This window comes from Bradyrhizobium lablabi (assembly GCF_018129385.1).
In the GTDB taxonomy this organism is placed as follows: Bacteria; Pseudomonadota; Alphaproteobacteria; order Rhizobiales; family Xanthobacteraceae; genus Bradyrhizobium; species Bradyrhizobium lablabi_C.
The window spans coordinates 656,988-682,249 of sequence record NZ_JAFCLN010000001.1 but is presented as its reverse complement, the minus strand read 5'-3'; the positions used below and the strand labels follow the sequence as shown (position 1 = coordinate 682,249).

Sequence of the window (25,262 nt, the reverse complement as noted above, 5' to 3'; positions counted from 1 at the left end):
TCAGGTCGCCGGTTGCAGCGTGCGGGCGGGAGCGATCTCCTCAGTCGCGCTTTCGCCGCCGCGCGTACCGGTCTGCCAGATCGCAGCCTTGCCCTCGACCCATTTGATCGCGGCGTTGAAGGCGATCGCCATGAACAGCACCAGCAGCACGCCGGCAAACACGTGCGGGCTGTCCAGGATGGTCCGGTAACGCGAGATCAGATAGCCGATGCCGGCCGAGGAGATCAGCATTTCCGACACCACGACGCCGACGATGACCAGCGCGCCGCCGACGCGCAGGCCGGACAGCACGGTCGGGATCGCCGCGGGAATGATCACCCTGACGAGGCGCTGGCTCAGCGTCGCGCCCATGCTGCGCGCGGCCAGCAGCAATTGCGGGTCGATGGTCTGGATGCCGGCAGCGGTCGCCAGCATGGTCGGCAGGAAGCCGTAGATCGAGGCGAAGGCGATCTTGGATTCCGAACCGATGCCCAGCCACACCGTGAAGACGGGATAGAGGATGACGAGCGGCACCGCATAGAGGCTCGACACCATCGGCATGATCAGGATACGCGGGCGCGGCAGGCTGCCGACGATGGCGCCGAGCAAAATGCCGCCGCCGCAGGCGAACACCATGGAGATCGCGACTTCATAAAGCGTCACCGCCAGCGCGTGGCCGTATTCTCCGGCCTCGTTCCAGCCGGCGACGAGCGTCGATGACAGCGCCGGCAGGAACAGTTCGGGAATCAATCCGCTGCGCGGCAACAATTCCCACAGCGCGATCAGCGCGACGATGATCAGCCAGCGAAGCGTGGTTGCGCTCATGTCTGCCTCACGCAGATTTGCGGATATGGCGCCAGATGCGGTCGCGCAGGGTGCCAAACGTCTCGCCGCTCAGCATGTCGTAGGTGCGCGGGCGCGGCAGCGAGACCTGCAAATGATCGACGATGCGGCCCGGCCGCGCCGACATCACCATCACCTCGTCGGCCAGATAGACCGCTTCGGTCAGGCTGTGGGTCACGAACACCACGGTCTTGCCGGTGGCGGCCCATATCCGCAAGAGTTCGTCGCCCATGGTCATGCGGGTCTGCTCGTCGAGCGCTGCGAACGGCTCGTCCATCAGCATCACAGGCGGATCCTGCACCAGCCCGCGCGCGATCGAGACGCGCTGCTTCATGCCGCCGGAGAGCTCGTGCGGGTGGCGCTTGCCGAAGCCGTCGAGGCCGACCAGCTTGAGCATGTCCTGCGCCTTCTCGCGGCGTTCGCTCTTCTTCACGCCGCGCAGCGCCAGCGGAAACTCGACATTCTCTTCCGCGGTCAGCCAGGGGAACAGGCTGGCCTCCTGGAACACGACGCCGACTCGGTCGGGGTCGGGCTGCGGGATCGGCGCGCCGTTGATGGTGATGGTGCCCGAGGTCTGCTGGCGCAGGCCCGCCATCATCATCAGCAGCGTCGACTTTCCGCAGCCGCTCGGGCCGACCAGCACGACGAAGCGGCCGGGCTTGACCTCGAGCGAGACATCCTCCAGCGCGACCACGTCCTGCGAGGACGTCCTGAATATCTGTCCGACATTCCTGACCTCGATCGCACCTGTGCGCGTGGCGGGCTTGAACTGCGTCACGTTCGCCAATGGCTGCATCGCGTTTCCACCCATCTCACGAGTTCGTTGAAAGTCATGGCGATCGCGGCGACCATCACGACGCCCGCGAGAAGCTGTTTCATCTGGAAATTCTCGCCCCAGATCGCGATCTGGTGGCCGATGCCGTCGCGCGAGGCATACATCTCGGCGAGGATCACGCCGGTCAGGTTGAAGATCATCGAGATCCGCAAGGCTTCCAGCAGCACCGGCAGCATGCTGGGCAGATAGACGCGGAACGCCGTCTGCACAGGCGTCGCGCCATAGGAGCGAGCGACGCGAAGGTGCTCAACCTTCACCGACTCCACCGCCGTCGTTGTCGACATAATAACGATGAAGATGGTGGAGAAGAATCCGAAGCCGACCTTCTGCGAAAAGCCGACGCCGAACACCAGGATGAACATCGGCAGGAAGATCGACTTTGGAATGCTGAAGGCGAAGAACAGCAGCGGCTTCATCACGTCGGCAAAATAGCGGTTCTCCGCGATCAGGTAGCCGATCAGCGCGCCGAAAGGCACAGCGAGCGCGAAGGCGGCCAGCACTTCCTGCGCGGTCACGATCAGGTCTTTCTGCACGCTGGCGCGTTGCAGGAGTTCGCCGAGCGTGACCAGCGTGTCGGAAGCCGAAGGAAGCAGCCGCGGATTGACGATGCCCGTCCGCGACAGCACTTCCCACAGCGCGAAGATCGCGAGCACGATCGCAAAACGCGCCAGCTTGAGCCCAAGGCCTGCCATTGCGGGCATCTCCTAGATCATGATGCGAAAGAATCGCATCATGATCTCATCCTTTTGTTTGAGCATGATCTTCTCGGAAAACCGGTTTCCACTTTTCCGGATCATGCTCTACTTGGTCGGCACCGGCTTGAACTTGGTCGAGATCACGTCCTCGACCGGCACGATGTCCTTCAGTCCGCCGAGCTTGGCAAGATCGAGCGACAATTGTACGGCGGCCGGCACGTTGGCGGCGCCCATGTCGCCGGCGGTTTCGAGCTTCATGATGGTGTTCTCATATTCGAGCGCGGCAATCTCGGCCGGCATCTCGTAGAGGTCCGCGATCAGCTTGACCGTCACGTCCTTGTTGGCGCGCATGAACTGAAGCGCGCCGTAAAGCGCGTTCAGCGCTTTCTGGACGTTCTGCGGCTTGGCCTCTGCGTATTTGTCGAGCACGATCCAGCCTGCCGTCAGGTTCGGCGGAACTTCCTTGGAATAGTCGAGGATGGTCTTGGCCTCGCCGGACTTGGAGATCTGGAAGCTCAGCGGCGAATACACCACGGCGGCGTCGACATTGCCGGCGAGCAGGTTCGGCACCAGACCGCCGCCGCCGACCGGCACGCGGGTGAAATCGATCTTGCGGTCCTGGATGGTCCACAGCGCCAGCAGGTCCGAGCCGGAGCCGGCCGCCGTGATCGCAACCTTCTTGCCGTTGAGATCCTTGACGCCGAGCGTCGACTTGGTCGGCACCATCAACTGCCAGCCGAAATTGCCCATCGCGGCGTTGGCGACGATCCGCGACATCACGCCCTTCTTGCGGCCGGCCGAGACCAGCGACGGCGGATCGAGGATGATGTCGGCCGCGCCCGCCGCCATGCCTTCAAAGGTTTCGGCGCCGCTGCGATAGATCGTCAGCTCGGCCTTGATGCCTTCCTTCTCGAACAGCTTTTGCCGCACGGCGGTTTCCGCGATCGTGGTCGGCCAATAGGTCTTGGTCGGTAGCCCGACGCGGATAGTCTCGGTCTGCGCAAAGGCAGTCGCAGGGGCGGTGAGCAGCGTGACGGCGGCGAGCGAAGCCAGCGCATGACGGCGGGAGATGTTCATCGTTCGGTTTCCTCCATGTTCTCTTGTTTTTTGTAGCGCGACAATTTCCGGCCTATTTGAAGCCGTTTACCTCCGGGATTTTCGGGACGTTATGTTCGACGAAACGCATGGTCGTCGAGAAATGCCTTGCCAACGCATCCACGGCCGCGTCGGCATCCCGCCGCACGATCGCCTCGACGATCGCGGCATGCTCGGCCTCGACATCGCGCGATTTGGTGACGTCGCGGATCGACAGCCTGCGGTAGCGCTCGCTCTGCTCATGCAGCACATCGCGGAAGCCGAGCAGCCATTGCGAGCCGCAGGCGTTCACCAGCGCGCGGTGAAAGACGCGGTGGCGCACCACCCATTCGTCGTAATGCACGCCGGGCTCGTCCGGGTAACGGTAGGGTACTTCCCTCAGCCGATCGTGCGAGAGCTTGACGCTATCAAGCCAGGCCTGGTCGCCGCGCTCGATTGAACGCCGCAGCGCCAGCCCCTCGATATCGATCCTCGTTTGCGTGACGTCGGCGAGATCGGCGAGCGATACCGGGCTGACGCGAAAGCCGCGCTGATCGGACGCTTGCACCAGCCCGTCCGCGACAAGGCGCGACAGCGCTTCGCGCACGGCGGCAAGGCTGACCGAGAACTGCTTGGCGAGGCCGGCGATGTGCAGCTTCTGGCCGGGCAGCAGCCGCGTCGACAGGATGTCGGCCCGCAGCCGCTCCTGGACCGCGGAGGTCAGGCTGCGCGGTCGCTCGTCGTCGAGGCTTTCGCCAAAGCTGAGGCCGATATTGCTCATGGCCGAAAGATTGAGGCGGGAAGGGGGGGATCGTCAATCGAAAATCGATTTTTCTCACAAGCATATGTCTTGCTTGATGAAATTGTCCCGTTGCGGACCCAGCGGCCGCTGTCTGCACTTGGACATACCTCGTGACAACAGGCTCGCGTGCCGCTATATACTTCGCATGCGAACTAAATATCAGGAAGCCGACGAGCGGCCGCGGCCGCGTCAGGAGCGCCGCTTCGTGTTCCTGCTCAATGTGGCGCAGCGCCGGTTGCAGCGCTGGATCGCGGCGCGGGCGCCGGACAGCGGCGCTACGGCCGCGCAGTCGGGGTTGCTGCTGGTGCTTGGACAACGCGACGGCGTGCTGATGGGCGAGGCGGGTGCGGCGCTCGATCTCGGGCCGCCCGGTATCAGCGGGCTTGTGGAGCGGATGATCGCGGCAAAGCTGATCCAGCGGCGGCCCGACCCGGACGATGGCCGCGCCTGGCGGCTCTGGCTGACGCCGGCCGGCCGCACGGCGCTCGCCGAGACGAAAGCCGGGCTTGTTGAAATCAACGCGCGTCTTACCGAGGGCTTCAGCGAAGCCGAACTCGACGTGGTGGCGCGCTGGCTCACCAGTTTCCAGACCAAATTTCCCAAAGGAGAAGAGCAATGACCGAGCATATCAGGATCGAGAACCGCGACGGCGTGCTGAAGCTGACGATGGCGCGCCCCGACAAGAAGAACGCGCTGACCAATGAGATGTACGGCGCGCTTGCGGACGCCATCTTGGCCGCCGAAACCGACGCCAATATCCGCGTGATATTGCTGCGCGGCGAGGGCGACATGTTCACCGCCGGTAACGATGTCGGCGAGTTCGCGGCGATTGCCGCCGGCAAGGTGACGGGCGAACGGCATGTCAGCCGCTTCCTGGAGGCGCTGGCCAAATCGAGCCGCCCGATCGTGGCCGCCGTGCAGGGCCGCGCGGTCGGCGTCGGCACCACCATGCTGCTGCATTGCGACCTCGTCGTGCTTGCCGACAATGCGCTGCTGACGACGCCGTTCGTCAGTCTCGCGCTGGTGCCGGAAGCCGCCTCCAGTCTGCTGATGCCGATGCGCATCGGCTATGCGAGGGCCTTCGAGATGTTTGCGCTGGGCGAAGCCGTCGATGCTGCTTCCGCGCTCGCCTGGGGTATCGCCAACCGCGTCGTGCCGCTCGACAAGCTCGATGCCGAGGCCGGCGCGCTGGCTGCGCGTCTGGCAAAGCAGCCGGCCGGCGCCGTCAGCACCACCAAGCGGCTGATGCGCAATCCGGAAGTGTTGATGGCGCAGATCAAGGCCGAGAGCGAGCAGTTCGCCGCGCGCCTGAAAACCATCGAGGCGCGCGAGGCCTTCACCGCCTTCGCCGAGCGCCGCCCGCCGGACTTTTTGAAGCTTGCAAAGCAGTCCGCGGCGTAGACGCGCAGCTCGCATCGCGATTAGCCCCGGCGCGTCCCCGCCGGGGTGCATTTTTTCAACGCAGGCCCGCGCTGCCGCGATTGACCGGCCAAAACCCCGCCGCTACCTGTTTTCTCCGCATCTGCGGGGGAACCGGTGAACCACAACAACGACGCTTCCGAATTCGATTATGTCATCGTCGGCGCCGGTTCTGCCGGCTGCGTGCTCGCCAATCGCCTTTCCGCCGGCGGAAAACATTCGGTGCTGCTGCTCGAGGCCGGCCCGAAGGACAGCCACATCTGGATCCACATCCCGCTCGGCTACGGCAAGCTGTTCAAGGAAAAATCCGTCAACTGGATGTACCAGACCGAGCCGGAGCCCGGGCTTCACGGCCGCCAGGTGTTCCAGCCGCGCGGAAAGGTGCTGGGCGGATCGAGCTCGATCAACGGGCTGCTCTACGTGCGCGGCCAGCACGAGGATTACGACCGCTGGCGCCAGCGCGGTAATGCCGGCTGGGGCTATGAGGACGTGCTGCCTTACTTCAAGAAGGCGGAGAGCCAGCAGCGCGGCGCCGATCAGTATCACGGCGCCGACGGCCCCTTGCCGGTGTCGGACTGGCGCCACCACGATCCGTTGTCGGAAGCGTTTGTGAAAGCCTCGGTCGAGGCGGGCCTTCCCTTCAATCCGGATTTCAATGGGGCCACGCAGGAGGGCGCCGGCTTCTTCCAGACCACGACGCGGCGCGGCCGCCGCGCCAGCAGCGCATTCTCCTATCTGCGGCCTGCGAAGAACCGCGCCAACCTTCGCATTGAGACCGATGCGCTGGCCCAGCGCATCCTGTTCGATGGACGCCGCGCCAAGAGCGTGGAGTATCGCCAGCGCGGCCAGCTACGGCGCGCAACCGCCCGCCGCGAAATCCTGGTGTCGAGCGGCGCCTATAATTCTCCGCAATTGCTACAGCTCTCCGGCGTCGGGCCTGCTGATCTGCTGAAGAGCCACGGCATCGAGGTCATCTTGGATTCACCCGGCGTCGGCAACGATTTGCAGGATCACATGCAGGTCCGCATCGTCACGAAATGCTCGCAGAACATCACGCTCAACGACATCGTCGCCAGCCCGATCCGCAGCGCATTGGCCGGCGTGCAATGGGCGGCGCTGCGCAAGGGGCCGCTGACGATCGCGGCCGGCACCTCGGGCGCCTTCTTCAAGACCAATCCGAGACTCGCGAGCCCCGACATCCAGATCCATTTCATCCCGTTCTCGACCGACAAGATGGGCGAGAAGCTGCATCCGTTCTCCGGCTTCAGCGCCTCGGTGTGCCAGCTCCGCCCCGAGAGCCGCGGCACGCTGCGCATCAAAAGCGCCGACCCCTCGCAGCCGCCGGAAATCCGCATCAATTATCTCGCGACCGAAACCGATCGCCGTGCCTTCATCGACGGGCTGAAAATCCTGCGGAACATTCTGGCCCAGCCCGCGCTGAAACCGTATTGCGTCGAGGAGGTCTATCCCGGCGCGAAGGTCGTGAGCGATGAGGACCTGCTCGAATTTTCCCGCAAGACCGGCTCGACCGTCTATCATCCGACCTCGACCTGCCGGATGGGCAGCGATCCGCTGGCGGTGGTCGACCAGCGGCTGAAGGTTCGCGGCATCGATGGCCTGCGCGTGGTCGACGCCTCCGTGATGCCGGACCTGATGTCCGGCAATACCAACGCGCCGACGATCATGATTGCCGAAAAGGCATCTGATATGATCCTGGAGGATGCGCGCTAGGCGCGTCCGGCGGCAGCAAGAGAAAGCTATGACACCCATGCGGATCGGCACGCGCAAAAGCGTCATGGCGCTTGTCCAGACCGAGGAGATCGCGCGGCAATTGTCGCGCGCCGTACCCGGGATTGCCGTCGAGATCGTCAAGTTCGAGACGACAGGCGATACCGACCAGACCGGAAAGCTGCTGCCGCATGGCGGCAAGGGCGGCGCCTTCGTCGCGCAGATCCGCGCCGCGGTGATTGCCGGGGAGTTGCAGGCGGCGATGCATTCGCTCAAGGACATGCCGGGCAATGAAGACACGCCGGGCCTCGTGATCGGCGCGACGCTGTCGCGCGATCCGCCCGGGGACGCGCTGGTGTTGCGGCCGGGACTTGCGCTTGACGATTTCAGGCGCGCGCGCGGAAAAGGCTTCAAGATCGGCACCAACGCGGTGCGCCGCGCGGCCTATGCGCGGCGGCTGTTTCCGGAAGCGGAGATCATCCACTACCGCGGCGCTGCCGATACCCGCGTGCGCAAGCTGGATAATGGCGAACTGCAAAAGCTGCCCGATGGCGGCGCGGTGGGACCTGCCGACGCATTGATCATGGCGCGCTCCGGACTGGAGCGTGTCGGGCTGGCGAGCCGCATCGCTTATGAGTTCCAGGTCGCGGAAATGCTGCCGGCCGTGGGGCAGGGCATCGTCGCGGTGGAATGCGGCGCACAGGATTTTGCGACGAGGCAGACGCTTTCCCTGATCGACGACGCCAGGGCTCATGCCTGCGCCGATGCGGAACGCGAAGTGCTGTGGGTGCTCAACGGCCACTGCAACTCGCCGATTGCCGGCCATGCCGAAATCAACGGCGCCGAGATGTCGCTCACCGCATCGGTGCTCGATCACGCTGGGGCGCGCATCATCGAAACCTCGCGCACCGGCCCCGCCGACCGTCCCCGCGAACTCGGCCGCGCGGTGGGACTGGAACTGTTGGCAAAGGGGGCCGCCGACATCATCGAGCGCAGCCGGCCGGTGTGATCGGCTCATCTGTCTCCGCGCACTCCACCGTCATCATCCGCGAAAGCGGATGATCCAGTACGCCGCGGCCCATCGGCTCAAACTCAATTCGGCGTTTACTGGATACCCGCCTTCGCGGGTATGACGACCGATGACGTGGTCGGCTTTACTCTTTATACTCCCGCACGCGCTCCACCATCCGCTCGACATGCGCGATCGGCGTTTCCGGCTGGATGCCGTGGCCGAGATTGAAGATCAGCCGCCCCTTGCCGTAATTTTCCAGCACCTCGTCCACCGCGCGGTCGAGCGCGGCGCCGCCGGCGATCAGCACCAGCGGATCCAGATTGCCCTGCACGGCAACTTTGGTTTGCACGCGCTCGCGGATCAATGATGGCTCGGCGGCCCAATCGATGCTGACGGCGTCGACGGAGGTCGCCTCGACATAAGCCGGCAGCAGCGCGCCGGCGCCGCGTGGAAAGCCGATGATCTTGGCGTCAGGCACCTGCTTGCGTACGCCTTCGACGATGCGGCGCGCCGGCTCGATCGACCATCGCAGGAATTCGCCCGGCGGCAGCACGCCCGCCCATGTGTCGAAGATTTGCAGCGCATCGGCGCCGGCCCTGAGTTGGCCGAGCAGATATTGAATCGAATTCTCGACCAGTACGTCGACGATTTTCGCGAACGCCTCGGGATGCCGGTACGCCATCATGCGCGCCGGTGCCTGGTCCGGCGTGCCTTGTCCGGCGACCATGTAGGTTGCAACCGTCCACGGCGCGCCGCAGAAGCCGATCAGCGCGATGTTCGGGTCGAGTTCGCGCCGCACGCGGCGCAGCGCCTCATAGACCGGTTCGAGTTTATTAAAATCCGCGAGTGTCGCGAGCGCCGCCACCTGCTCCGGCGTATCGAGCGGATCCAGCCGCGGGCCTTCGCCCGCCTCGAAACGCACCGAACGTCCGAGCGCATAGGGAATGACGAGGATGTCGGAAAAGATGATCGCGGCATCGAAGTTGAAGCGGCGGATCGGCTGTAGCGTCACCTCGGCGGCAAATTCCGGCGTGAAGCACAGATCGAGAAAGCTGCCGGCCTTGGCGCGCAACTCGCGATATTCCGGCAAATAGCGCCCGGCCTGCCGCATCATCCATATCGGCGGCACCGCCTGCCGGTGGCCGGCAAGAACGTCAAGAAAAAGCTTTTTGGGAGAGGTCTGGGTCAAGCGCTGGTTCCAGGAGAAGGGGCGATTTTGCCGCCTCTGATACACGCCGGTTCCGCCTTGGCCAAGGCGAAAGGAACCCTCCCTGCGCCGCGGGCGTTATCTCGCCAAATGGAGGCATTCATGGCTGAGAAATTCAATCCTGCGCCGCACGACAAGCACGCCGCCAATCCGATTGCGGCGATGGAGGCTGACCGCGAGGCCCACAAGAAGCTGGAAACCGGCCTGATGGACAGCTTTCCGGCTTCAGATCCGATCAGCGCGGCGCAGCCGGCGCGATCGAAGCCCGATGGCGACCGTGAGAACGAGTCGCTGTGGGACAAGGTCAAGGCGGTCTTTAGCTGAACGCGCTTGCTCGCAGGGCGGTCTGCGATGCAGAGGCCGCCCTTGCGAGTTTTCAATAATGCGGTGGACGCTCGTTTGAGGGAGCCGGTGCCTGCGCTTCGGCTTCCTGCACGCGTTCGTTCAGCGCCGCGATCTGCCGCGTCAGCGCATCGATCTGCTTCCATTGCGCCGTGATGGTCTGGTTCAGCGTCTCGATGGTCTCGTCCTGAAAGGTCAGGCGGGTTTCCAGCACGTCGATACGTTCGCTGAGTGTCTTGAACTCACTGGGCTCACTCATGGGGATTCCGCTTCCCGCTCGCGCAGGCCGTGACCGAGCGCGACGCGTTCGTCGAACACAAAGCACTCGCCGCGCCAGCGGCTCTCTTGCTCCGGCACGCCTTCGAGATATTTCAGAATGCCGCCCTTGAGGTGAAACACCTCGCCGAAGCCGCGCGCCAGCAAATAGGCGCTGGCCTTCTCGCAGCGGATGCCGCCGGTGCAGAACATCGCGATCTTGAGATGCTTCGCAGGATCGAGATGGTTTGCGGCAAACTGCTTGAACTGGCCAAAGCTCGTGATGCCGGGATCGACCGCGCCTTCAAAAGTGCCCATTGCGACCTCGAAGGCGTTGCGGGTGTCCAGCACCAGCGTATCGGGCGAAGTGATCAGGTCGTTCCAGTCGGCGGGATCGACATAGGTTCCGACCTGCCGGGTCGGATCGGTGGCCGCATCTCCCAGCGTCACGATTTCCTTCTTCAGCCGAACCTTCAGGCGCTGGAAGGGCATCGCGGCGGCTTGCGAAAATTTCAATTCGAGATTGTCGAGGCGGCCGCCAAACAACTCCCCATGCCGCAATTCGTTAACGAATGCCGCAATGCCGTCCCTGTCGCCGGCCAAGGTGCCGTTAATGCCCTCATGCGCCAGGAGCACGCTGCCCTTCAGCTCCAGGCCGGCGCAAATCGCGCGCAGCGGCTCGCGCAAACAGCGGAAATCCGGCAGCGCGGCGAACTGATAGAAGGCGGCGACCTGAAGGGACATGGCGGGTGTTTATCAAACGCGTAAATGCGGGGAAACCCTGCAATTCCGGCCATTGCCCAGTCCGCCCCGAATGTGTCATCTAGCCCGGCTTTTGGCGGGGCAATGCTCCGCAACACAGTGACGAGCGAGCAAGCAGGTTATGAGGAATTTCCATTTCGCCGGCCGGTCGACGGTCCATGCCCAGAACGCGATGGTGGCGACGTCGCATCCGCTGGCGGCACTGACCGCGATCGAAGTGCTCAAGGCCGGCGGCACGGCAGCGGACGCCGCGGTCGCGGGCTGCGCGCTCCTGGGAGTGATCGAGCCGCAATCCACCGGCATCGGCGGCGACTGCTTTGCGCTGTATCAACCCAAGGGGGAAGGCAAGATCGTCGCTTATAACGGCTCCGGCCGTGCGCCGATGGCGGCCAAGCCTGAATGGTATCTCGAGCGAAAGATCCATGCGGTGCCGCTGACTTCGGCACACGCGGTGAGCATCCCCGGCGCGGTCGATGCCTGGGACGTGATCCTGCGCGACCATGGCAAGATGGGATTCGACACGCTGTTGCAGCCCGCGATCAAGGCCGCTGAAGAGGGCTACGTCGTTGCGCCCCGCATCGCCTTCGACTGGAAGAACCAGTTCGACAAGCTGAAGAAGGGCACCAACACCGAGCGCTACCTGCTGCCGGGCGGCAAGCCGGCGGTTGCCGGCGATGTCATCCACCAGCCTGAACTGGGCAAGACCCTGCGCGCCATCGCGGCCAAGGGGCGCGATGCCTTCTATTCCGGCGAGATCGCCGCCGACATGGTGGAAACCCTGCGCGGCATCGGCGGCCTGCACACGCTGGAGGATTTTGCCGAGCATTCGACCGAGACGACCTCGCCGATCGGCACCATGTATAAAGGCTACGACGCCTGGCAGTGCCCGCCGAACGGTCCCGGCATCACCATGCTGGTGATGCTCAACATCCTCTCGCATTTCGATCTGACGAAATTCCCGCCGCTCAGCATCGAGCGTTTCCATCTGGAGGCCGAAGCCGCCCGCATCGCCTACATGATGCGCGAGCAATTCATCGGCGATCCCCGGCACGTGAATGTCGACGTCGCGCGCATCCTTGCGAAGGAATTTGCCGACGAGCATGTCAGCCAGATCAAGATGGACCGCGTGCTCGAATTGCCCAATGTCGCGCCGCCGATGAACCCGTCGACCATCTACATCACCGTGGTCGACAAGGACCGCAACGCCTGCTCGTTCATCAACTCGATCGCCCACTCCTTCGGTTCGGCGATCGTCTCCAACAAGACCGGCATTTTGCTGCAAAACCGCGCCGGCGGCTTCCGTATCCAGCCCGGCCATCCCAACTGCATCGCGCCGGGCAAGCGGCCGCTGCACACCATCATTCCCGGCCTGTTGACGAAGAACGGCCGCGCCATCATGCCGTTCGGCGTGATGGGCGGGCAGTATCAGCCGGTCGGGCAGTGCCATGTGCTGACCAACATCCTCGACTATGGCTGCGACGTGCAGGAAGCCATCGATATGCCGCGCGGCCTGCACTATGAAGGCGTGTACCAGCTCGAGGACAGCGTGCCGGCCGAGATCGTCGAGGGATTGAAGAAGCTCGGCCATAAGACCACCAGCATCGTCGGCCCGCTCGGCGGTGGCCAGGCGATCTGGATCGACTGGGACAAGGGCACGCTGACCGGCGGCTCCGACCCCCGCAAGGACGGCTGCGCGCTCGGCTATTGAGCGCGCCGTCTCGACCCGGCCCGTAGCGGCTTCTTGAGAAAGGCACACGCGATGCGATCTTCCCGGCGCACCATCATCCAGACTGCCTTTGCAGCCATGACGGCTGCGATCGTCACCCCCGCCGCGCTGCGGAGCGCATCGGCTCAAGCAGGAAAAGCCATGACCACAGCATCCGGACTACAGATCATCGACACCAAGGAAGGCACCGGCGCTTCGCCGAAACCCGGCCAGACCTGCGTGATGCACTACACCGGTTGGCTGTATGAGAACGGCCAGAAGGGCAAGAAATTCGACTCCTCGGTCGACCGCAACGAGCCGTTCGATTTTCCGATCGGCCAGGGCCGCGTGATCAAGGGCTGGGACGAGGGCGTTGCCACTATGAAGGTCGGCGGCAAACGCACGCTGATCATTCCGCCCGCGCTCGGCTATGGCGCGCGCGGCGCCGGCGGCGTGATCCCGCCGAACGCGACGCTGATGTTCGACGTTGAACTGTTGGCGGTGAAATAGAGGCGAGGAGGTCCGCCATGTCCGGTACGCACGAGCACGAACATACGCATTCCCACGACCACGCCGACATGAAGCGCTGGAAGCATGACGGCGTGCGCGTCATTCCCGGCAACCAGCTCGATCCCAACGTGCCCTCGACGCCGGGCATGGACCGCAAGGCCGCGATCAATTTTGCCCGGGTCGGCGCCCAGAAATTGTGGGCGGGCACCGTCAACATCAAGCCCGACGCCAAGACCGGCGCGCATCATCACGGCCACCTCGAAAGCATCATCTATGTGGTGAAGGGCAAGGCGCGGATGCGCTGGGGCGAAAAGCTCCAGTTCACCGCCGAAGCCGGCCCCGGCGATTTCATCTTCGTGCCGCCTTACGTGCCGCACCAGGAGATCAATGCCAGCCGCGACGAGGTGCTGGAATGCGTGCTGGTGCGCAGCGACGGCGAGGCCGTGGCGATCAATCTCGACATCGAGCCGATCGAGAAGCCGGAAACCGTGCTGTGGATCGATCCCGTGCACCGCGACCCCGCCGAGAAAAAATAGAGCGGTTGCCGGTATTTAGGCGCGGATTGCGACCCGACGCCGCAGTTCTGCGAACCCGTCAAATAAACCTCCAAAAAAATCGCAATGGCTTGTCGGGACAGGGGCAGGCCCAATCGTCATTGGGATGGAACCCCTCCAAAGGAGCCCTCAATGGCCAAGATGATCTTCGTCAATCTGCCCATCACGGACCTCGCCCGGTCGATCGCCTTCTATCAGGCAATCGGCGCGGTGAAGAACGACCAGTTCAGCGACGACACCGCGGCCTGCATGGTGTTTTCCGACACCATTCACGCCATGCTGCTGACCCACGACAAGGTCCGCCAGTTCACCTCGAAGAAGATCGTCGACGCCAAGACGTCCTGCGAAGTGCTGATCTGCGTCTCCGCCGACAGCCGCGGCGAGGTCGACGACCTCGTCAAGAAGGCAACCGGCGCCGGCGGCACTGCTGACCCGACGCCGACGCAGGACTTTGGCTTCATGTACGGCCGCAGCTTTGAGGATCCCGACGGCCACATCTGGGAAGTGATGTGGATGGACGTCGCGGCAGCCCAGGCCCAGTTCGCGACCGAGAACGCCTGATCGAAGCGCGCGCAAGGAGATTGCCGATGTCGAAGATTTCCCCCTGTCTCTGGTTCGCCAACGAAGCCGAGGAGGCGGCCAGCTTCTATGTTTCGCTACTGCCGGATTCGAAGATCGAAACCGTCCAGCGTGCGGCCACCGATTATCCGCACGGCAAGGCCGGGCAGGTGATCGTGGTAGAGTTCACCCTTGCCGGACAGCAGTTCATGGCGATCAACGGCGGCATGCGCATGGAATATACCCATGCCGTCTCCTTCAAGATCGACTGCGCCGATCAGGCCGAGGTCGATCGCCTGTGGGATGCGCTGCTGGCCAATGGCGGCAAGGCCGAGCAGTGCGGCTGGGTCCGCGACCGCTATGGCCTCGCCTGGCAGATCGTGCCGACGGCGCTCGAAAAATATCTCGGCGGTTCCGACAAGGCCGGTGCACAGCGCGCCATGCAGGCCATGCTCGGCATGGTGAAGCTCGACATCGAAGGCCTGCGCCGCGCCTATGAAGGCAAATCGGCGGCGTGATGCGGCTCACCTCGCCCCGCTCTTGTCCGCCGAAGCCCGCCTTCGGGCGAAGGCGGATGCGGGGAGAGGTCGGATCGCATCGAAGATGCAATCCGGGTGAGGGGGACTCTCCGCGAGTCCATTTCTCACCGTCACTGCGGAGAGAGCCCCTCACCCTGACCCTCTCCCCGTGAAGAACGGGGAGAGGGAATCGACGCACCCAAAAAAATTCCCTCCGCCACCGGCACCGCGCATGGTGCCGATGACGGAGGGGTCCGCCGACCGGTGTCCTCGGTAATCCTCAGTAACTTATCCGCAAGCCGACGCCGCCATGGACGGTGTTGCCCACCGGCTGCGGGCCGGCGGTGCCGTTGACGAAGAGATCGGCGACCCATCCCTTGCTGATGCGGAAGCCGAGCCGGCCGCCATATTCGAACCAGCCCTGATTGCCGACGGTCGGCACCACATTGCCCTGGCCCGTCACGGTCGCGACCACGCCCATTTGCGTGCCGAACGCGTAGACGTAGCCGCCGTTGATATTGGCCTCCAGGCTATTGCCGAACAGATGCGTCCATTGCCCGCCGATCTTGACCAGCGTGGTCTTGTCGGTGCCGGTGGCGAAGGTGGCGTCGAACGGGTTGAAGGCGACCGTGGGGTCGGCATAGCCTTTCACCCGCTGCCATAGCTGCCAGACCTCGACCGCGGCGGCGACCTCGTCGCGCGGCGAAAACCGGTTGATCCAGCCGGCACGGCCATAGACGCCGTAATTGCTGGCGGTGGTTTGCCCGTCCACCGTCACCGCACCCAGGCTCGTGAAATAGCTGCGGCGGTAGCGCACCTTCTCGTACGGCGTCAGGATCGCGCCGACGTCGAAGAACGGTCGCGACTTTCCCCAGTCGGTAAAATCATAGCGCAGCGCGAACGCGCCGATCGGCGCCGAGGTGACGCTGTAGCCACCCTCGCTGTAATGCGCATAGGCGATGCCGGCGAGCAGGGCCAGGTTCGGGGTGAGGTTCTTGCGGCCGTGGACGCCGGCCGAGAACGAGCCGGCCGAGCCGAACGCGCTGACGCAGTCGTCGCAATTGATCTGCTCATTGATCCCCAACAGCACATTCGCCAGCACGCGGTTGGTGATCATCTGGTTGAAGCGCTGGTTGGCGACGTCGTTGATCGAGCCGGCACTGGAACCGACGCCGGTCGGGCAGGGCGGCAGGGTGGTGGCGGCTGTGGCCGCGGCCGCAGCCGTGGCGGCAAACTGCGGACGATCCTCCGATGTCACCAGGTTCGCCAATGGCGTTGACGTGGAAGTCGATGTCGACGTCGACGTGGAGGTTGATGTTGAAGTGGAAGTTGAAGTCGAGGTTGAAGTGGATGTCGAGGTCGAAGTTGACGTCGATGTGGAAGTCGAAGTCGAGGTGGATGTCGAGGTCGAACACGACGTTGGCGCCATCTGCGCGTAAGCCACATTGGATTGCCCGCGCTGGAAAAACACCAGCGCCGCCGCGATCAGCGTGGCAAAGACGATCCAGCTTCGAGAAAAATTCGCCATCGTCAGCGCCCGCACAACCCGCTGGTGGGATCGCTGCCGTCATCGACGACCGGGATCACGGTCGGGGTTCCCGCATATTGGGTTGTGCTGCACAGGCCGGCCGCCGCGGCGCAGTTTTTGGCAAAGGTCCAGGTCGGGTTGTTGGTCTTCTGGATCCTCACCTGGCCGTTCACCGAGGTGATCACGGCGGTGTCGCCGGGCTGGGTCAGTTCGATGCACTGGAAGCTCAACGTGCAGACGCGCGAGGCGCCGTCCTGTAGCACCACCGTGGTCCGGCCCCGCTGCGACAGGATGTCGAGCGTGGTGCCGCGCACGCCGATGGTCGCCAGGCCCGTGGTGATCTTGTAGGCGTTCTTGTCGGAATGTCCGGTGACGAAGCGAAACGCGCCGGTGGTCAGGCGGATGGCGACGTCGCGATAGCTGCGCTCGTCGTTGAAGACGGTGCGGTCGAGCGTGATCGAGGAGTTGGCGCCGAGCGACAGGTTGGTGGAATCGATCATCACCAGCCGCGTCGCGCTGTTGGCGCCGGTGCGCACGGTCTCGTTGCGCAGCACGGCATCGCCGACATTGATCTGGCTGCCGCCGGAGCCGGAGACGCGGACCACCTCGTTCTGCACGACGGCCGCTTCGCCGACGCGCGCCGGCGCCTGTGCGGCGGCGATACCGATATTCGAACAGACGCAGATCGCCAGCGCCGCAAAAACCAAATGACGCAAATTCATTTCTCACCGTACAATCTGCGGAATCTTTTAGCGGATTGTGCGGGCCACCCATGTAGTATAATTGCCACAAGTCCCACACACTTTCCCGGCCCGTCGATTAGTGGCGTCCAAACGCAAACCGGTTCGAAAAGAAAAGACGCGCGATGTTCAGCGCGTCGAAGCCGCGCCTGTGGCTGAAAGTACCGTCGAGGCCGCGCGTGCTGCGCCGCTTGTTCCGAATAGTCCAATCGCAAAAATTGTGCTGATCGCGAGCGCAATTTTCGTGATCGCACATGTTCTCTTGATGATCGGACTTGATACGCCCGACAAGATCACCTTCGACGAAGTGCATTACGTGCCGGCGGCGAAGCAGATGCTGGAAGCGGGAACGCCGGCGCCGCTGCTCAACCCGATGCATCCGCCGCTGGCAAAGCAGTTCATGGCGTGGTCGATCCGCATGTTCGGCGATGTGCCGTTCGGCTGGCGCTATCCGAGCGTATTGTTCGGATCGCTCGCGATCGTCGCGATGTATCTCTGCGGCCTCGTGCTGTTCGCGAGCCAGGGCGCGGCGCTGGCCACCGCGGCGCTCACCTTCCTGAACCAGATGGTATTCGTGCAATCGCGGATCGCGATGCTGGACATCTATGCGCTGACCTTCGATCTCTTCGGCATCGCCGCCTTCATGTATGGTTTCCAGCGGCAGCGTCCCGAAAGCGCCTTTGCGCTATCCGGTCTCGCGTTTGGCCTGGCCGGCGCCTGCAAATGGAGCGGCTTCTTTCCGCTCGGCGTCTGCATCGCCATCGTCGCCGTGATCCGCCTGCTACAGGGCTGGCGCACGCAATTTGCCGACGCCAATGCCGACGACTGGTACCGGCCGGACCGCTGGCCGGATTTCCGCTATTATCATTTTGCGCTGTGCTTCATCCTGATTCCGGCGTTGGCGTATTTCGTGGCCTTCCTTCCGCGCACCGGCCTTTCCGTCGGCGACTTCATCGAGGCGCAGCGGCGCATCTTTGCGGAAAACGCCGGTTCCCATCCGCCGCATCTCTATATGAGTTCGTGGCCGTCATGGCCGCTGCTGATGCGCCCGATCTGGTATCAGTTCGACAAGATCGCCGGCGACCGTTTTCAAGCCGTCATCTTTCTCGGCAATCCGCTGATCCTGTGGCCGGCGCTGGCCGCGCTCGGCATTTGCCTGCGCGATTTCATCGTGAAGCGCCGGGCCGATGCGTTCCTGATTCTCGCGTTCTATCTCGGGCCCTGGCTCGCCTGGGCGAGCCTGCCGCGCACCATCGGCTTCATCTATTACTATCTGCCGTCGGCCACGATCGCTTCGCTCGCGCTGGTCTATGCGCTGACCCATGGCGAGCGCGCGCCGCCGCGCTGGGTGCTGTGGGCCTTTGTGCTTGCCGCATCGCTCGGCTTTGCGGCGATGCTGCCGATTTCGGTGGCGATGCTGGGGACGTCGATGGAGACCTACCAGCGGCTGATGATCTTTCAGAGCTGGATATAGAGCATGATCCGAAAAAGTGGGAACCGGTTTTTCGATAAGATCATGCTCAAACAAAAGCTCAGAAGAACCAGCGCATGCGGTGCCAGCTGACGCCGTGGCGGTGAAAGCGCGGCAGGTAGATCGGGAACGGCTGCCAGTACGCATAGCGGCGGTAGTGCAGTCGCGCGTGGCGGCGGTGACGGCGCGGTTTCTCGGTAGTGGCGGGGGCGGGTTCCGCGGTCTTCGGCACGATGGCGGGGCGCGGAGCGTTCGCCGGCGCCTCGGTTGGCGTGGCGCTCGGCGTCGAGGACGGTGTCGCGGTGGAATTTGGAGCTGCGTCCTGGGCGTGACTGGGAACGGTGCGGCCGAGAACCAGCAGGGCTGCGAAGGCAAGGCCGATTGAACGCGCTCTCATCTTGATCACCCCTTCAAGTCAAAAGGTTTCGAGTCAAAACTTCCCTTGAGCCGCTCCCGTGAACGGCCCTTATTCACCTGATTGGTTCGAAAAGGTCTCTTCAGCAATCCGCCCGCCAAGGGGCGGGCGGATCACTTGCAAGATCACTGCGAAGCAGCGGTCTTGGTTTCCATATTGACCACCTGGACGCGGCGGTTGGCCGGGTCCATCGGCGCATTCGCATCCTTCGGCTTGGACTCGCCATAGCCGACGGTCACGAGGTCGCTGCCGTTGAGGGCGTACTTCTCGACCAGATAGCGCTTGATGGTGTCGGCGCGGCGCTCCGAGAGACCCTGGTTGTACTCGTCGGTGCCGACCGCGTCGGTGTGACCGGCGACCACGAAGGTCTGGCCCTTGAGGTTCGGCTGCGACAGCGCCTTGCCGAGTTCCTGCACGGCTTGCGTCGAGTCCTTGCTGATCTCCGCCGAGTTGTAGTCGAAGCGGATCTCGAGATCGATCTTCGGCTTGCTCGAGGCGATCTGCGCGATCTCCTCGCGTTCGCCGAGCGAAAGCGAGCGCGTGTTGCGGTTGCGCAGGCTGTCGACGAACTTGGTCTCTTTCGCCTGGGTCGCGGTGTCGATCTGCTGCGGTCCGGCCGACAGGCCGCGGGTCAGCGGCTTCGACTGGAGCGCCCTGGAGATCTGGTCGGCGGAGACAACTTCGCCAGCCACCGCCAGGCCGGCCGTCATCGACAGCGCGGCGCCGAGCGCAATGGCCGTAAATCCGGAAAGTCTGGAAATGCTGGTCATGGTCTTGGTCCTTCGGGTTACGCCTGCGGGAATTACGCATGCTGGCGTTTGGATGGTCCGAACATAGACCCGGTTCAAATCGGGGAATGTGATGCGGGTCACACGGAAATGGCAATGATCTCAGTGTATCCCCAGACGCCGCTCCAGTTGGTGCCAATTCACCGGCTTCGTTAACGTGCGCCGCCGCGCCGCCGGGCGCGTTTTCCGCGAACTTCAGCGCCGGCAGGGCTTGAGGGCCCAATTCGGGCGTCGCGTCGCATCGATTTCCAATCGCGTTCGATTGAGCGGAACTTCAGTGTGATCTGGGTCACGGAGGCGGGATTAAGAGTCGTTCACATTGGCCCCATCGAATTTCGGCCCACGGGTCTGAAGGGAGCAGGGGAGAGTGGATCATGCGCTTCTGGATCGCAGCAATGTCAGTCGCAGGACTTCTGGTTAGCTCGAGCGCCGCGCTCGCTGACAAGCGTGTCGCCTTCGTGCTCGGCAACGGCGCCTACAAGGCGGTGCCGGCACTGCCGAACCCGGCGGTCGACGCCAAGTCGATGGCCAAGCTTCTGCGCAATGTCGGCTTCGAGGTGGTGGAAGGTTCCAACCTCAGCCGCGACAAGATGACGGAGAAGCTTCTGGACTTCGGCAAGAAGGCGGAAGGCGCCGATGTCGCCATCTTCTATTATGCCGGCCACGGCATTGCGGTGAACGGCACCAACTACCTGTTGCCGGTCGATGCCGACCTCAAATCCGAGATGGACGTCAAGCTGGGCGCCGCCATCAATATCGACCTGACGCTGGAACAGACCATGGGCGATGCCAAGGTCAAGCTGGTGTTCCTCGATGCCTGCCGCGACAACCCGTTCGCCGCAAAAATCCGTTCCGCCAAGGCGACCCGCAGCGTCAACGTGCAGACCGGTCTTGCCGAGATGAAGTCCGGCGAAGGCACGCTGCTCGCTTTCGCCACCGGCCCGGGCCAGACCGCGCTCGACGGCGAAGCCGGCACCAACAGCCCGTTCACCCGCGCGCTGCTCGCCAACATTGCCCAGCCCGGCGTCGAGATCCAGCAGGCCATGACCAAGGTTCGCGCCCAGGTCAATGACGAGACCGCCAAGAACCAGCTCCCCTGGGGCCACACCAACCTGACCGGTTCGGTCTACCTCAACCCCGTCAAGGGCAGCGAAGCGATGGACATGCAGAGCAAGCCGTTCGCCGCCGCGCCCGCCAGCGACGTCGAGATCGAGTTCTGGCGCTCGATCAAGGACTCCAACAAGGTCGAGGAACTCAACGCGTATCTGTCGAACTATCCGAACGGCACCTTCAAGCCGCTGGCGCTCGCCCGTATCGCCGCGCTCCAGGACGGCCCGTCGACCGCGACGCGCAACCTCACTGCGACTTCCGGCCTAGACCCCGCAACCTTCACCGAAGAAGGCACGCAGGTGACCGAAGACCAGCTCGGCCTGAACAAGATGCAGCGCCGCGACGTGCAGCGCCGCCTCACCGGCCTTGGCTTCGACATCAAGGCCACCGGCAAGTTCGACGATGAAACCCGTTCCGTAATCTCGCGCTGGCAGGCGGCTCGCGGATATCCGAAGACGGGCTACCTCAACGCGCTCCAGCACAAGGCGCTGTCGACCGAAATCCTTGCCACCCGCCCGACGTCTTCCTCGGACGACTCCTCCGACGACGAGCCGCGCGTGTCCCGCCGGCGCAGCGGTGGCGGAGGTGGTGGCCGCCACTATCGTCGTGGCGGCGGCGGCGGTGGCCCGCCTCCGATCTTCCGGATGATGGGCGGCATGTTCCGCTAGGCGAATGCTTCAAATCGAGACTGTGCGAGAGGCGGCCCAAGGGCCGCCTCTTCGTTTGCAACACTCTGACAATTTTTTTCGTAATCGCGCCATAGCTGATCCGCGAACAAGAAATCGGCCATATGCTGCTCTACAAAAGACGTTCACAACAAAAAGCAAAAAACGCGAAACACAAGCAGACGAAGCAGGGGCCGGTGTTCCATCCAATTCGAAGGCACAGTGAGTTTCAGGGGTATCGCGCCAATCCTCCGGATCAGACGGGTTCCACCACATCGATGCCGATCCTGATCGGCGCGGCGATGATTGCGGCGGCGATCCTGCTCTCGACACTGATCTCCGCCATGGGCTCGCGCTACATCGGCATGGAAAGTCCCACCGACGAAACCGCCTGGCTGATCGATCGCCTCACCGGCAGCATCTACAAATGCCAGGCGCTGGACCGCGGCAGGGCGTCGTGCGAAGCGGACGTGGCGACCGGCAGCATCATGGGGCGGGGAAAGCGGTAGCGCATGATCCCGACCCGAAGGGCCGCGTTAGCGCAAAGTGTGCAGCGGTTTTCGGATGGGGTCATGCTCCCATAGACCGAGGATGTTCCGGCGCGCGAATCCCCGTTAAACTACGGAGACGATGCCCCGCAAGACCGAGCCCCTTCCTCTAAGCCAAGCAAAAGCCCGCCGCATCTGGCTGCACGCCCAGCGCCTGGACAGCCCGGCGCCGTTCGGCGAGGGCGCGCAGGCGACTGCGGAAGCGGTCGCCCATCTCGGCTATGTGCAGATCGACACCATCAACGTGATCGAGCGCTGCCACCATCACATCCTCTTCAGCCGCATCCCCGCCTATCGCCGCGCCGATCTCAAGCAGGCCCAGAGCATCGACAAGAGCGTGTTCGAATACTGGACCCATGCGCTGTCCTACGTGCCCTCGAAGGACTTTCGTTTCTTCATGCCATTGATGAAGGAGCACAAGCGCGACGGCCATAAATGGTACGCGTCGGTGAAACCGGCCGACACGCGCAAGGTGATGCGGCTGCTCCGCGCCGGCGCGCTCACCATCCGCGACATCGAAGACGACGTGCTCCGGGAAAAGGAGCATCTGTGGCACAGCCGCAAGCCTTCCAAGTTTGCGCTACAGCTCGCCTTCTATACCGGCGCGGTGACGATCTCTGAACGCACCGGCATGCTCAAGACCTATGAGCTGATGGAACGGCATTTTGGCTGGGACAAACTGCCGAAGCCGGCCAGCGCCAGCGAAGCCACCGCCTACCAGCTCGACCGCGCGCTGCGTTCGCAGGGCGTCGTCAGCCTGGACTCGATCTGCCATCTCGATGCGCCGAGCAAGCCCGCAATCCGCAAGCTGATCGAGGCCCGCGTGCGCCGGAAGGAGTTGCTGCCGGTCGCGCTGGAAGGCGCCGGCAAGCAGGAGCATTGGGTGAAACCCGAGGTGCTTGAAAGCACGAGCGAGGGAGACCCGCATCTGGTGCACATTCTCTCGCCGTTCGATCCCCTGATCATCCAGCGCAAGCGCACCGAATTGTTCTTCGGCTACGGCCACAAGTTCGAGGCTTATGTACCGAAGGAAAAGCGCCAGTTCGGCTACTTCGCGCTGCCGGTCCTGCTGGGGGACGAGATCGTCGCCGCCATCGATCTGAAGACCGACCGCCAGAACAAAAAACTCCTGATGCAGAAGTGGAGCTGGGTAGGGAAGGGCAAGGCGGCAAAAGGCGAGGCGCGCAAGGATCTCAAGCGGCAGATCGAGGAAGAGCTCGGCCGGTTCGAGCGCTTTCAGCTCGCGGACTGAGGTTCCCGCAAGGAACCCGTTGCCTCCGCTCCTGTTGTTCCCAGGCAGAAATGCCGGGAGGCATCATGGACAACGAAAAATCCGTTCTGGAAAAGATCGCCGATACCCTGAAGGACGCCGCGAAGACCGTGACCGACGCGGCAAGCGACGCGCTTAATACCGACCGGCCGGCGCTGAAAGCCGACGAGCGCGCCGTCTCCTACATGCCGCTTGCCGCCGACGGGCTCGTTTCCGATCCGCTGCTGGCAGCGCCGGCACCTGTTGTCGAGAAGCCTGCGAGGAAGAGGGCGGCCCCAAAGCGGGCGGCGAAGGCGAAGAAGTCAGCCAGAAAGAACGCCGCGAAAAAGACCGCCAAACGTCCCGTCAAGAAAGCCGCGAAGAAGTCGAACGCGAAAAAGTCGGCGCCGAAGAAGGCAGCAAAATCCAGCAAGAGCGCAAGCAAGGCGGCTTCGAAGAAACGCGCCAGGACGAAGGCACGGCGCTAAAGCATGATGAGATCAGGTTCGGATTCGGCAACGAGCGAGGCGCAGCTCCCTCTCCCGCGCTTGCGGGGGAGGGCTGGGGTGGGGGTGTCTCCGCAGCAAACGGTGCCCGTGGGGAGAGAGCCCCCACCCGGCGCTTCGCGCCGACCTCCCCCGCAAGCGGGAGAGGTTGACCGAGCCCGTGGCTAATCGATGCATTCCTGATCTCAGCATGCTTCAGTCAGGCGCGCGCAACCCAGCCGCGGAAGGTGAACGCCGTATAGAACAGGCTGACATCCGAAAAGCCGGCGTCGCGAAGGATGGCTTCGTCCTGGTCCGGGCCGAACATGTTGACATGCGCGTCGACGGCGTCGCGGGCCTTGCTGACCATCTCCGGGTCTGCACCTGAGGCAAGCGCGAACGCCGCGTAGCGTGACAGCCATTGCGGCCGCTGATCGCTGTCCTGCGGAAAGCTGCCATGGGCTGCCACGAAGGGCGCGCCCGGCTTGAGCCGGCGCCGGATATCGCTTGCCGTGCGCTGCCGTTCGGGAGCGCTCAGGAAGTGCAGCGTCAACAGGCAGGTCGCCGCATCGAATGGCCCAGGCGGCGCATCCTCGATATAGCCCTGCACAAATTCGACGCGGGCGCGATGCGGCCCGAGGGTTTCAGCGGCCAGGTCCAGCATCGGCCGGGCCGGATCGATCCCGACAAACGTCCACTCCGGATGGGCCTCTGCCATCGCCTTCAATTCCATGCCGCCGCCCGCGCCCAGCACCAATATCCGAGCGTCGCGCGGCGCGCGCTCCGCCAGCAGGATGCCCGTCATCCGATGAAGATCGGCAAGCCCCGGCACGAAGCGCCGCGGCCCGTCCAGATATTGCGCCACCTTCACCGGATCGGAGAAGGCCTCTACAAAGAGCTTGGCGCTGGCCTCAGTGGACATCGGAAATCTCCATTGACGAAGAGTGGGAGCGAGCGGAAAGCCGCGCGTGAAAATCGGCGCTCAGTTGGGCCAGCGTGACTTCGCCGAGACGCGAGAGCAGCAGCGCCTCCGCATCAGCAAATGCGCTGTCGAGCGCGGCATTCACCGCCTGCTCGACCAGACAGCCGGGCGATTCCGTCCGGTTGCCCATCGCCAGCAGCGAAGGATGGCCGAGCGCGTCGTAGACGTCGCGAAGCGTGATCTTTTCCAGATCACGATGGATCACCCAGCCGCCGCCATGGCCCTTTTCGGAACGGACGTAGCCGGCCTCGCGCAAGCCCGCCATGATCCGCCGGACCACGACCGCATTCGTGCCCATCGCTTTCGCCAGCACTTCTGACGTCACCGGGCCGTTGTGCTCCGCCATGTGCAGCAGCACGTGCAGCACGCCCGATAATCGGCTGTCTCGTCTCATGTAACTTCAAATATTACGAAATCGAACATCGGTCAAGCGGCCCTCGCTCCTCGAATGCGAGGTCTGCACAGATCGAATTGACTAGAGTC

General features: G+C 63.7%; 29 protein-coding genes. 15 read left to right on the top strand and 14 right to left on the bottom strand.

The window, feature by feature from the left end:
* The 5 genes from JQ628_RS03160 to JQ628_RS03140 all read right to left on the bottom strand — a co-directional run bounded on the left by JQ628_RS03160 (position 1) and on the right by JQ628_RS03140 (position 4,207).
* A complete protein-coding gene (locus JQ628_RS03160) occupies positions 1–804 on the bottom strand; it encodes an ABC transporter permease (protein ID WP_212218986.1) in 804 nt (267 codons plus the stop codon).
* Positions 805–811: 7 nt separating this feature from the next.
* On the bottom strand, positions 812–1,618 hold the full coding sequence (locus tag JQ628_RS03155) for an ABC transporter ATP-binding protein (RefSeq protein WP_249127417.1): 807 nt from the start codon (positions 1,616–1,618) through the stop codon (positions 812–814).
* Entirely contained in the window at positions 1,597–2,349 is a 753-nt protein-coding gene (locus tag JQ628_RS03150; protein WP_212218982.1) for an ABC transporter permease, read from the bottom strand. Before JQ628_RS03150 ends, JQ628_RS03155 begins: the two co-directional genes overlap by 22 nt.
* 108 nt (positions 2,350–2,457) lie before the next feature.
* Positions 2,458–3,429, bottom strand: coding sequence for an ABC transporter substrate-binding protein (locus JQ628_RS03145; RefSeq protein WP_212218978.1), 972 nt, complete (start codon positions 3,427–3,429; stop codon positions 2,458–2,460).
* A gap of 52 nt (positions 3,430–3,481) precedes the next feature.
* Complete coding sequence (locus JQ628_RS03140) at positions 3,482–4,207, bottom strand: GntR family transcriptional regulator (RefSeq protein WP_212218976.1); 726 nt, start codon at positions 4,205–4,207, stop codon at positions 3,482–3,484.
* Between JQ628_RS03140 and JQ628_RS03135 the strand changes: the two genes are divergently transcribed.
* From JQ628_RS03135 to hemC, 4 genes are all read left to right on the top strand, one after another.
* Positions 4,206–4,847: a MarR family winged helix-turn-helix transcriptional regulator gene (locus JQ628_RS03135; protein ID WP_349628011.1), complete on the top strand. Its 642-nt coding sequence runs from the start codon at positions 4,206–4,208 to the stop codon at positions 4,845–4,847. The two genes, JQ628_RS03140 and JQ628_RS03135, sit on opposite strands and share 2 nt — an antisense overlap.
* Positions 4,844–5,629 (top strand): enoyl-CoA hydratase, encoded by a 786-nt coding sequence (locus JQ628_RS03130; RefSeq protein ID WP_212218973.1) that lies wholly within the window; start codon positions 4,844–4,846, stop codon positions 5,627–5,629. The genes JQ628_RS03135 and JQ628_RS03130 overlap by 4 nt, the downstream gene beginning before the upstream one ends.
* 135 nt (positions 5,630–5,764) lie before the next feature.
* A complete protein-coding gene (locus JQ628_RS03125; RefSeq protein ID WP_212218970.1) occupies positions 5,765–7,378 on the top strand; it encodes a GMC family oxidoreductase in 1,614 nt (537 codons plus the stop codon).
* Positions 7,379–7,406: 28 nt separating this feature from the next.
* Entirely contained in the window at positions 7,407–8,384 is a 978-nt protein-coding gene (gene hemC, locus JQ628_RS03120) for a hydroxymethylbilane synthase (protein WP_212218967.1), read from the top strand.
* 145 nt (positions 8,385–8,529) lie between these two features.
* On the opposite strand, the gene hemE is transcribed toward hemC, so the two are convergent.
* Complete coding sequence (gene hemE / locus JQ628_RS03115; RefSeq protein WP_212218964.1) at positions 8,530–9,576, bottom strand: uroporphyrinogen decarboxylase; 1,047 nt, start codon at positions 9,574–9,576, stop codon at positions 8,530–8,532.
* 120 nt (positions 9,577–9,696) lie between these two features.
* Between hemE and JQ628_RS03110 the strand changes: the two genes are divergently transcribed.
* Positions 9,697–9,918: a hypothetical protein gene (locus JQ628_RS03110; protein WP_212218960.1), complete on the top strand. Its 222-nt coding sequence runs from the start codon at positions 9,697–9,699 to the stop codon at positions 9,916–9,918.
* A gap of 52 nt (positions 9,919–9,970) precedes the next feature.
* Here the strand turns inward: JQ628_RS03110 and JQ628_RS03105 are convergent, their stop codons facing one another.
* Together JQ628_RS03105 and JQ628_RS03100 are read right to left on the bottom strand one after the other, a co-directional pair.
* Complete coding sequence (locus JQ628_RS03105) at positions 9,971–10,195, bottom strand: SlyX family protein (protein ID WP_212218957.1); 225 nt, start codon at positions 10,193–10,195, stop codon at positions 9,971–9,973.
* Positions 10,192–10,935: a rhodanese-related sulfurtransferase gene (locus JQ628_RS03100; RefSeq protein ID WP_212218954.1), complete on the bottom strand. Its 744-nt coding sequence runs from the start codon at positions 10,933–10,935 to the stop codon at positions 10,192–10,194. Before JQ628_RS03100 ends, JQ628_RS03105 begins: the two co-directional genes overlap by 4 nt.
* Before the next feature lie 139 nt (positions 10,936–11,074).
* On the opposite strand from JQ628_RS03100, the gene ggt reads away from it, so the two are divergent.
* The 5 genes from ggt (at position 11,075) to JQ628_RS03075 (ending at position 14,798) form a co-directional block, all read left to right on the top strand.
* On the top strand, positions 11,075–12,661 hold the full coding sequence (gene ggt, locus JQ628_RS03095) for a gamma-glutamyltransferase (protein WP_212218951.1): 1,587 nt from the start codon (positions 11,075–11,077) through the stop codon (positions 12,659–12,661).
* 96 nt (positions 12,662–12,757) lie between these two features.
* Positions 12,758–13,168, top strand: a complete 411-nt coding sequence (locus JQ628_RS03090; protein WP_433996100.1) for an FKBP-type peptidyl-prolyl cis-trans isomerase — start codon at positions 12,758–12,760, stop codon at positions 13,166–13,168.
* Between the two features lie 17 nt (positions 13,169–13,185).
* A complete protein-coding gene (locus JQ628_RS03085) occupies positions 13,186–13,704 on the top strand; it encodes a cupin domain-containing protein (protein ID WP_212218945.1) in 519 nt (172 codons plus the stop codon).
* A gap of 150 nt (positions 13,705–13,854) precedes the next feature.
* Positions 13,855–14,283, top strand: a complete 429-nt coding sequence (locus tag JQ628_RS03080; RefSeq protein ID WP_212218942.1) for a VOC family protein — start codon at positions 13,855–13,857, stop codon at positions 14,281–14,283.
* 26 nt (positions 14,284–14,309) lie between these two features.
* On the top strand, positions 14,310–14,798 hold the full coding sequence (locus JQ628_RS03075) for a VOC family protein (RefSeq protein ID WP_212218939.1): 489 nt from the start codon (positions 14,310–14,312) through the stop codon (positions 14,796–14,798).
* Positions 14,799–15,078: 280 nt separating this feature from the next.
* Here JQ628_RS03075 and JQ628_RS03070 read toward each other — a convergent pair whose 3' ends face one another.
* A complete protein-coding gene (locus tag JQ628_RS03070; protein WP_433996098.1) occupies positions 15,079–16,326 on the bottom strand; it encodes a hypothetical protein in 1,248 nt (415 codons plus the stop codon).
* A 2-nt stretch (positions 16,327–16,328) separates the two neighbouring features.
* The gene (locus JQ628_RS03060) at positions 16,329–17,048 is read right to left on the bottom strand and encodes a FecR family protein (RefSeq protein WP_212218933.1); all 720 of its coding nucleotides are present in this window, start codon (positions 17,046–17,048) and stop codon (positions 16,329–16,331) included.
* A 169-nt stretch (positions 17,049–17,217) separates the two neighbouring features.
* Between JQ628_RS03060 and JQ628_RS03055 the strand changes: the two genes are divergently transcribed.
* Positions 17,218–18,540, top strand: a complete 1,323-nt coding sequence (locus tag JQ628_RS03055; protein ID WP_433996097.1) for a phospholipid carrier-dependent glycosyltransferase — start codon at positions 17,218–17,220, stop codon at positions 18,538–18,540.
* 58 nt (positions 18,541–18,598) lie between these two features.
* Here the strand turns inward: JQ628_RS03055 and JQ628_RS03050 are convergent, their stop codons facing one another.
* A complete protein-coding gene (locus tag JQ628_RS03050; protein ID WP_212218931.1) occupies positions 18,599–18,934 on the bottom strand; it encodes a hypothetical protein in 336 nt (111 codons plus the stop codon).
* 143 nt (positions 18,935–19,077) lie between these two features.
* A complete protein-coding gene (locus JQ628_RS03045; RefSeq protein ID WP_212218928.1) occupies positions 19,078–19,722 on the bottom strand; it encodes an OmpA family protein in 645 nt (214 codons plus the stop codon).
* A gap of 392 nt (positions 19,723–20,114) precedes the next feature.
* On the opposite strand from JQ628_RS03045, the gene JQ628_RS03040 reads away from it, so the two are divergent.
* The 4 genes from JQ628_RS03040 to JQ628_RS03025 all read left to right on the top strand — a co-directional run bounded on the left by JQ628_RS03040 (position 20,115) and on the right by JQ628_RS03025 (position 23,800).
* Positions 20,115–21,518: a caspase family protein gene (locus JQ628_RS03040; protein ID WP_212218924.1), complete on the top strand. Its 1,404-nt coding sequence runs from the start codon at positions 20,115–20,117 to the stop codon at positions 21,516–21,518.
* 275 nt (positions 21,519–21,793) lie between these two features.
* Entirely contained in the window at positions 21,794–22,024 is a 231-nt protein-coding gene (locus tag JQ628_RS03035) for a hypothetical protein (RefSeq protein WP_212219359.1), read from the top strand.
* Positions 22,025–22,145: 121 nt separating this feature from the next.
* A complete protein-coding gene (locus JQ628_RS03030; RefSeq protein ID WP_212218921.1) occupies positions 22,146–23,315 on the top strand; it encodes a winged helix-turn-helix domain-containing protein in 1,170 nt (389 codons plus the stop codon).
* Between the two features lie 65 nt (positions 23,316–23,380).
* Positions 23,381–23,800, top strand: coding sequence for a hypothetical protein (locus JQ628_RS03025; RefSeq protein ID WP_212218918.1), 420 nt, complete (start codon positions 23,381–23,383; stop codon positions 23,798–23,800).
* 217 nt (positions 23,801–24,017) lie between these two features.
* Here JQ628_RS03025 and JQ628_RS03020 read toward each other — a convergent pair whose 3' ends face one another.
* Positions 24,018–24,719 carry a class I SAM-dependent methyltransferase gene (locus tag JQ628_RS03020; protein WP_212218914.1) on the bottom strand — a complete coding sequence of 234 codons (702 nt, stop codon included), beginning with the start codon at positions 24,717–24,719 and terminating at the stop codon, positions 24,018–24,020.
* Positions 24,709–25,173 carry an RrF2 family transcriptional regulator gene (locus JQ628_RS03015; RefSeq protein WP_212218911.1) on the bottom strand — a complete coding sequence of 155 codons (465 nt, stop codon included), beginning with the start codon at positions 25,171–25,173 and terminating at the stop codon, positions 24,709–24,711. Before JQ628_RS03015 ends, JQ628_RS03020 begins: the two co-directional genes overlap by 11 nt.
* Positions 25,174–25,262 lie beyond the last annotated feature (89 nt).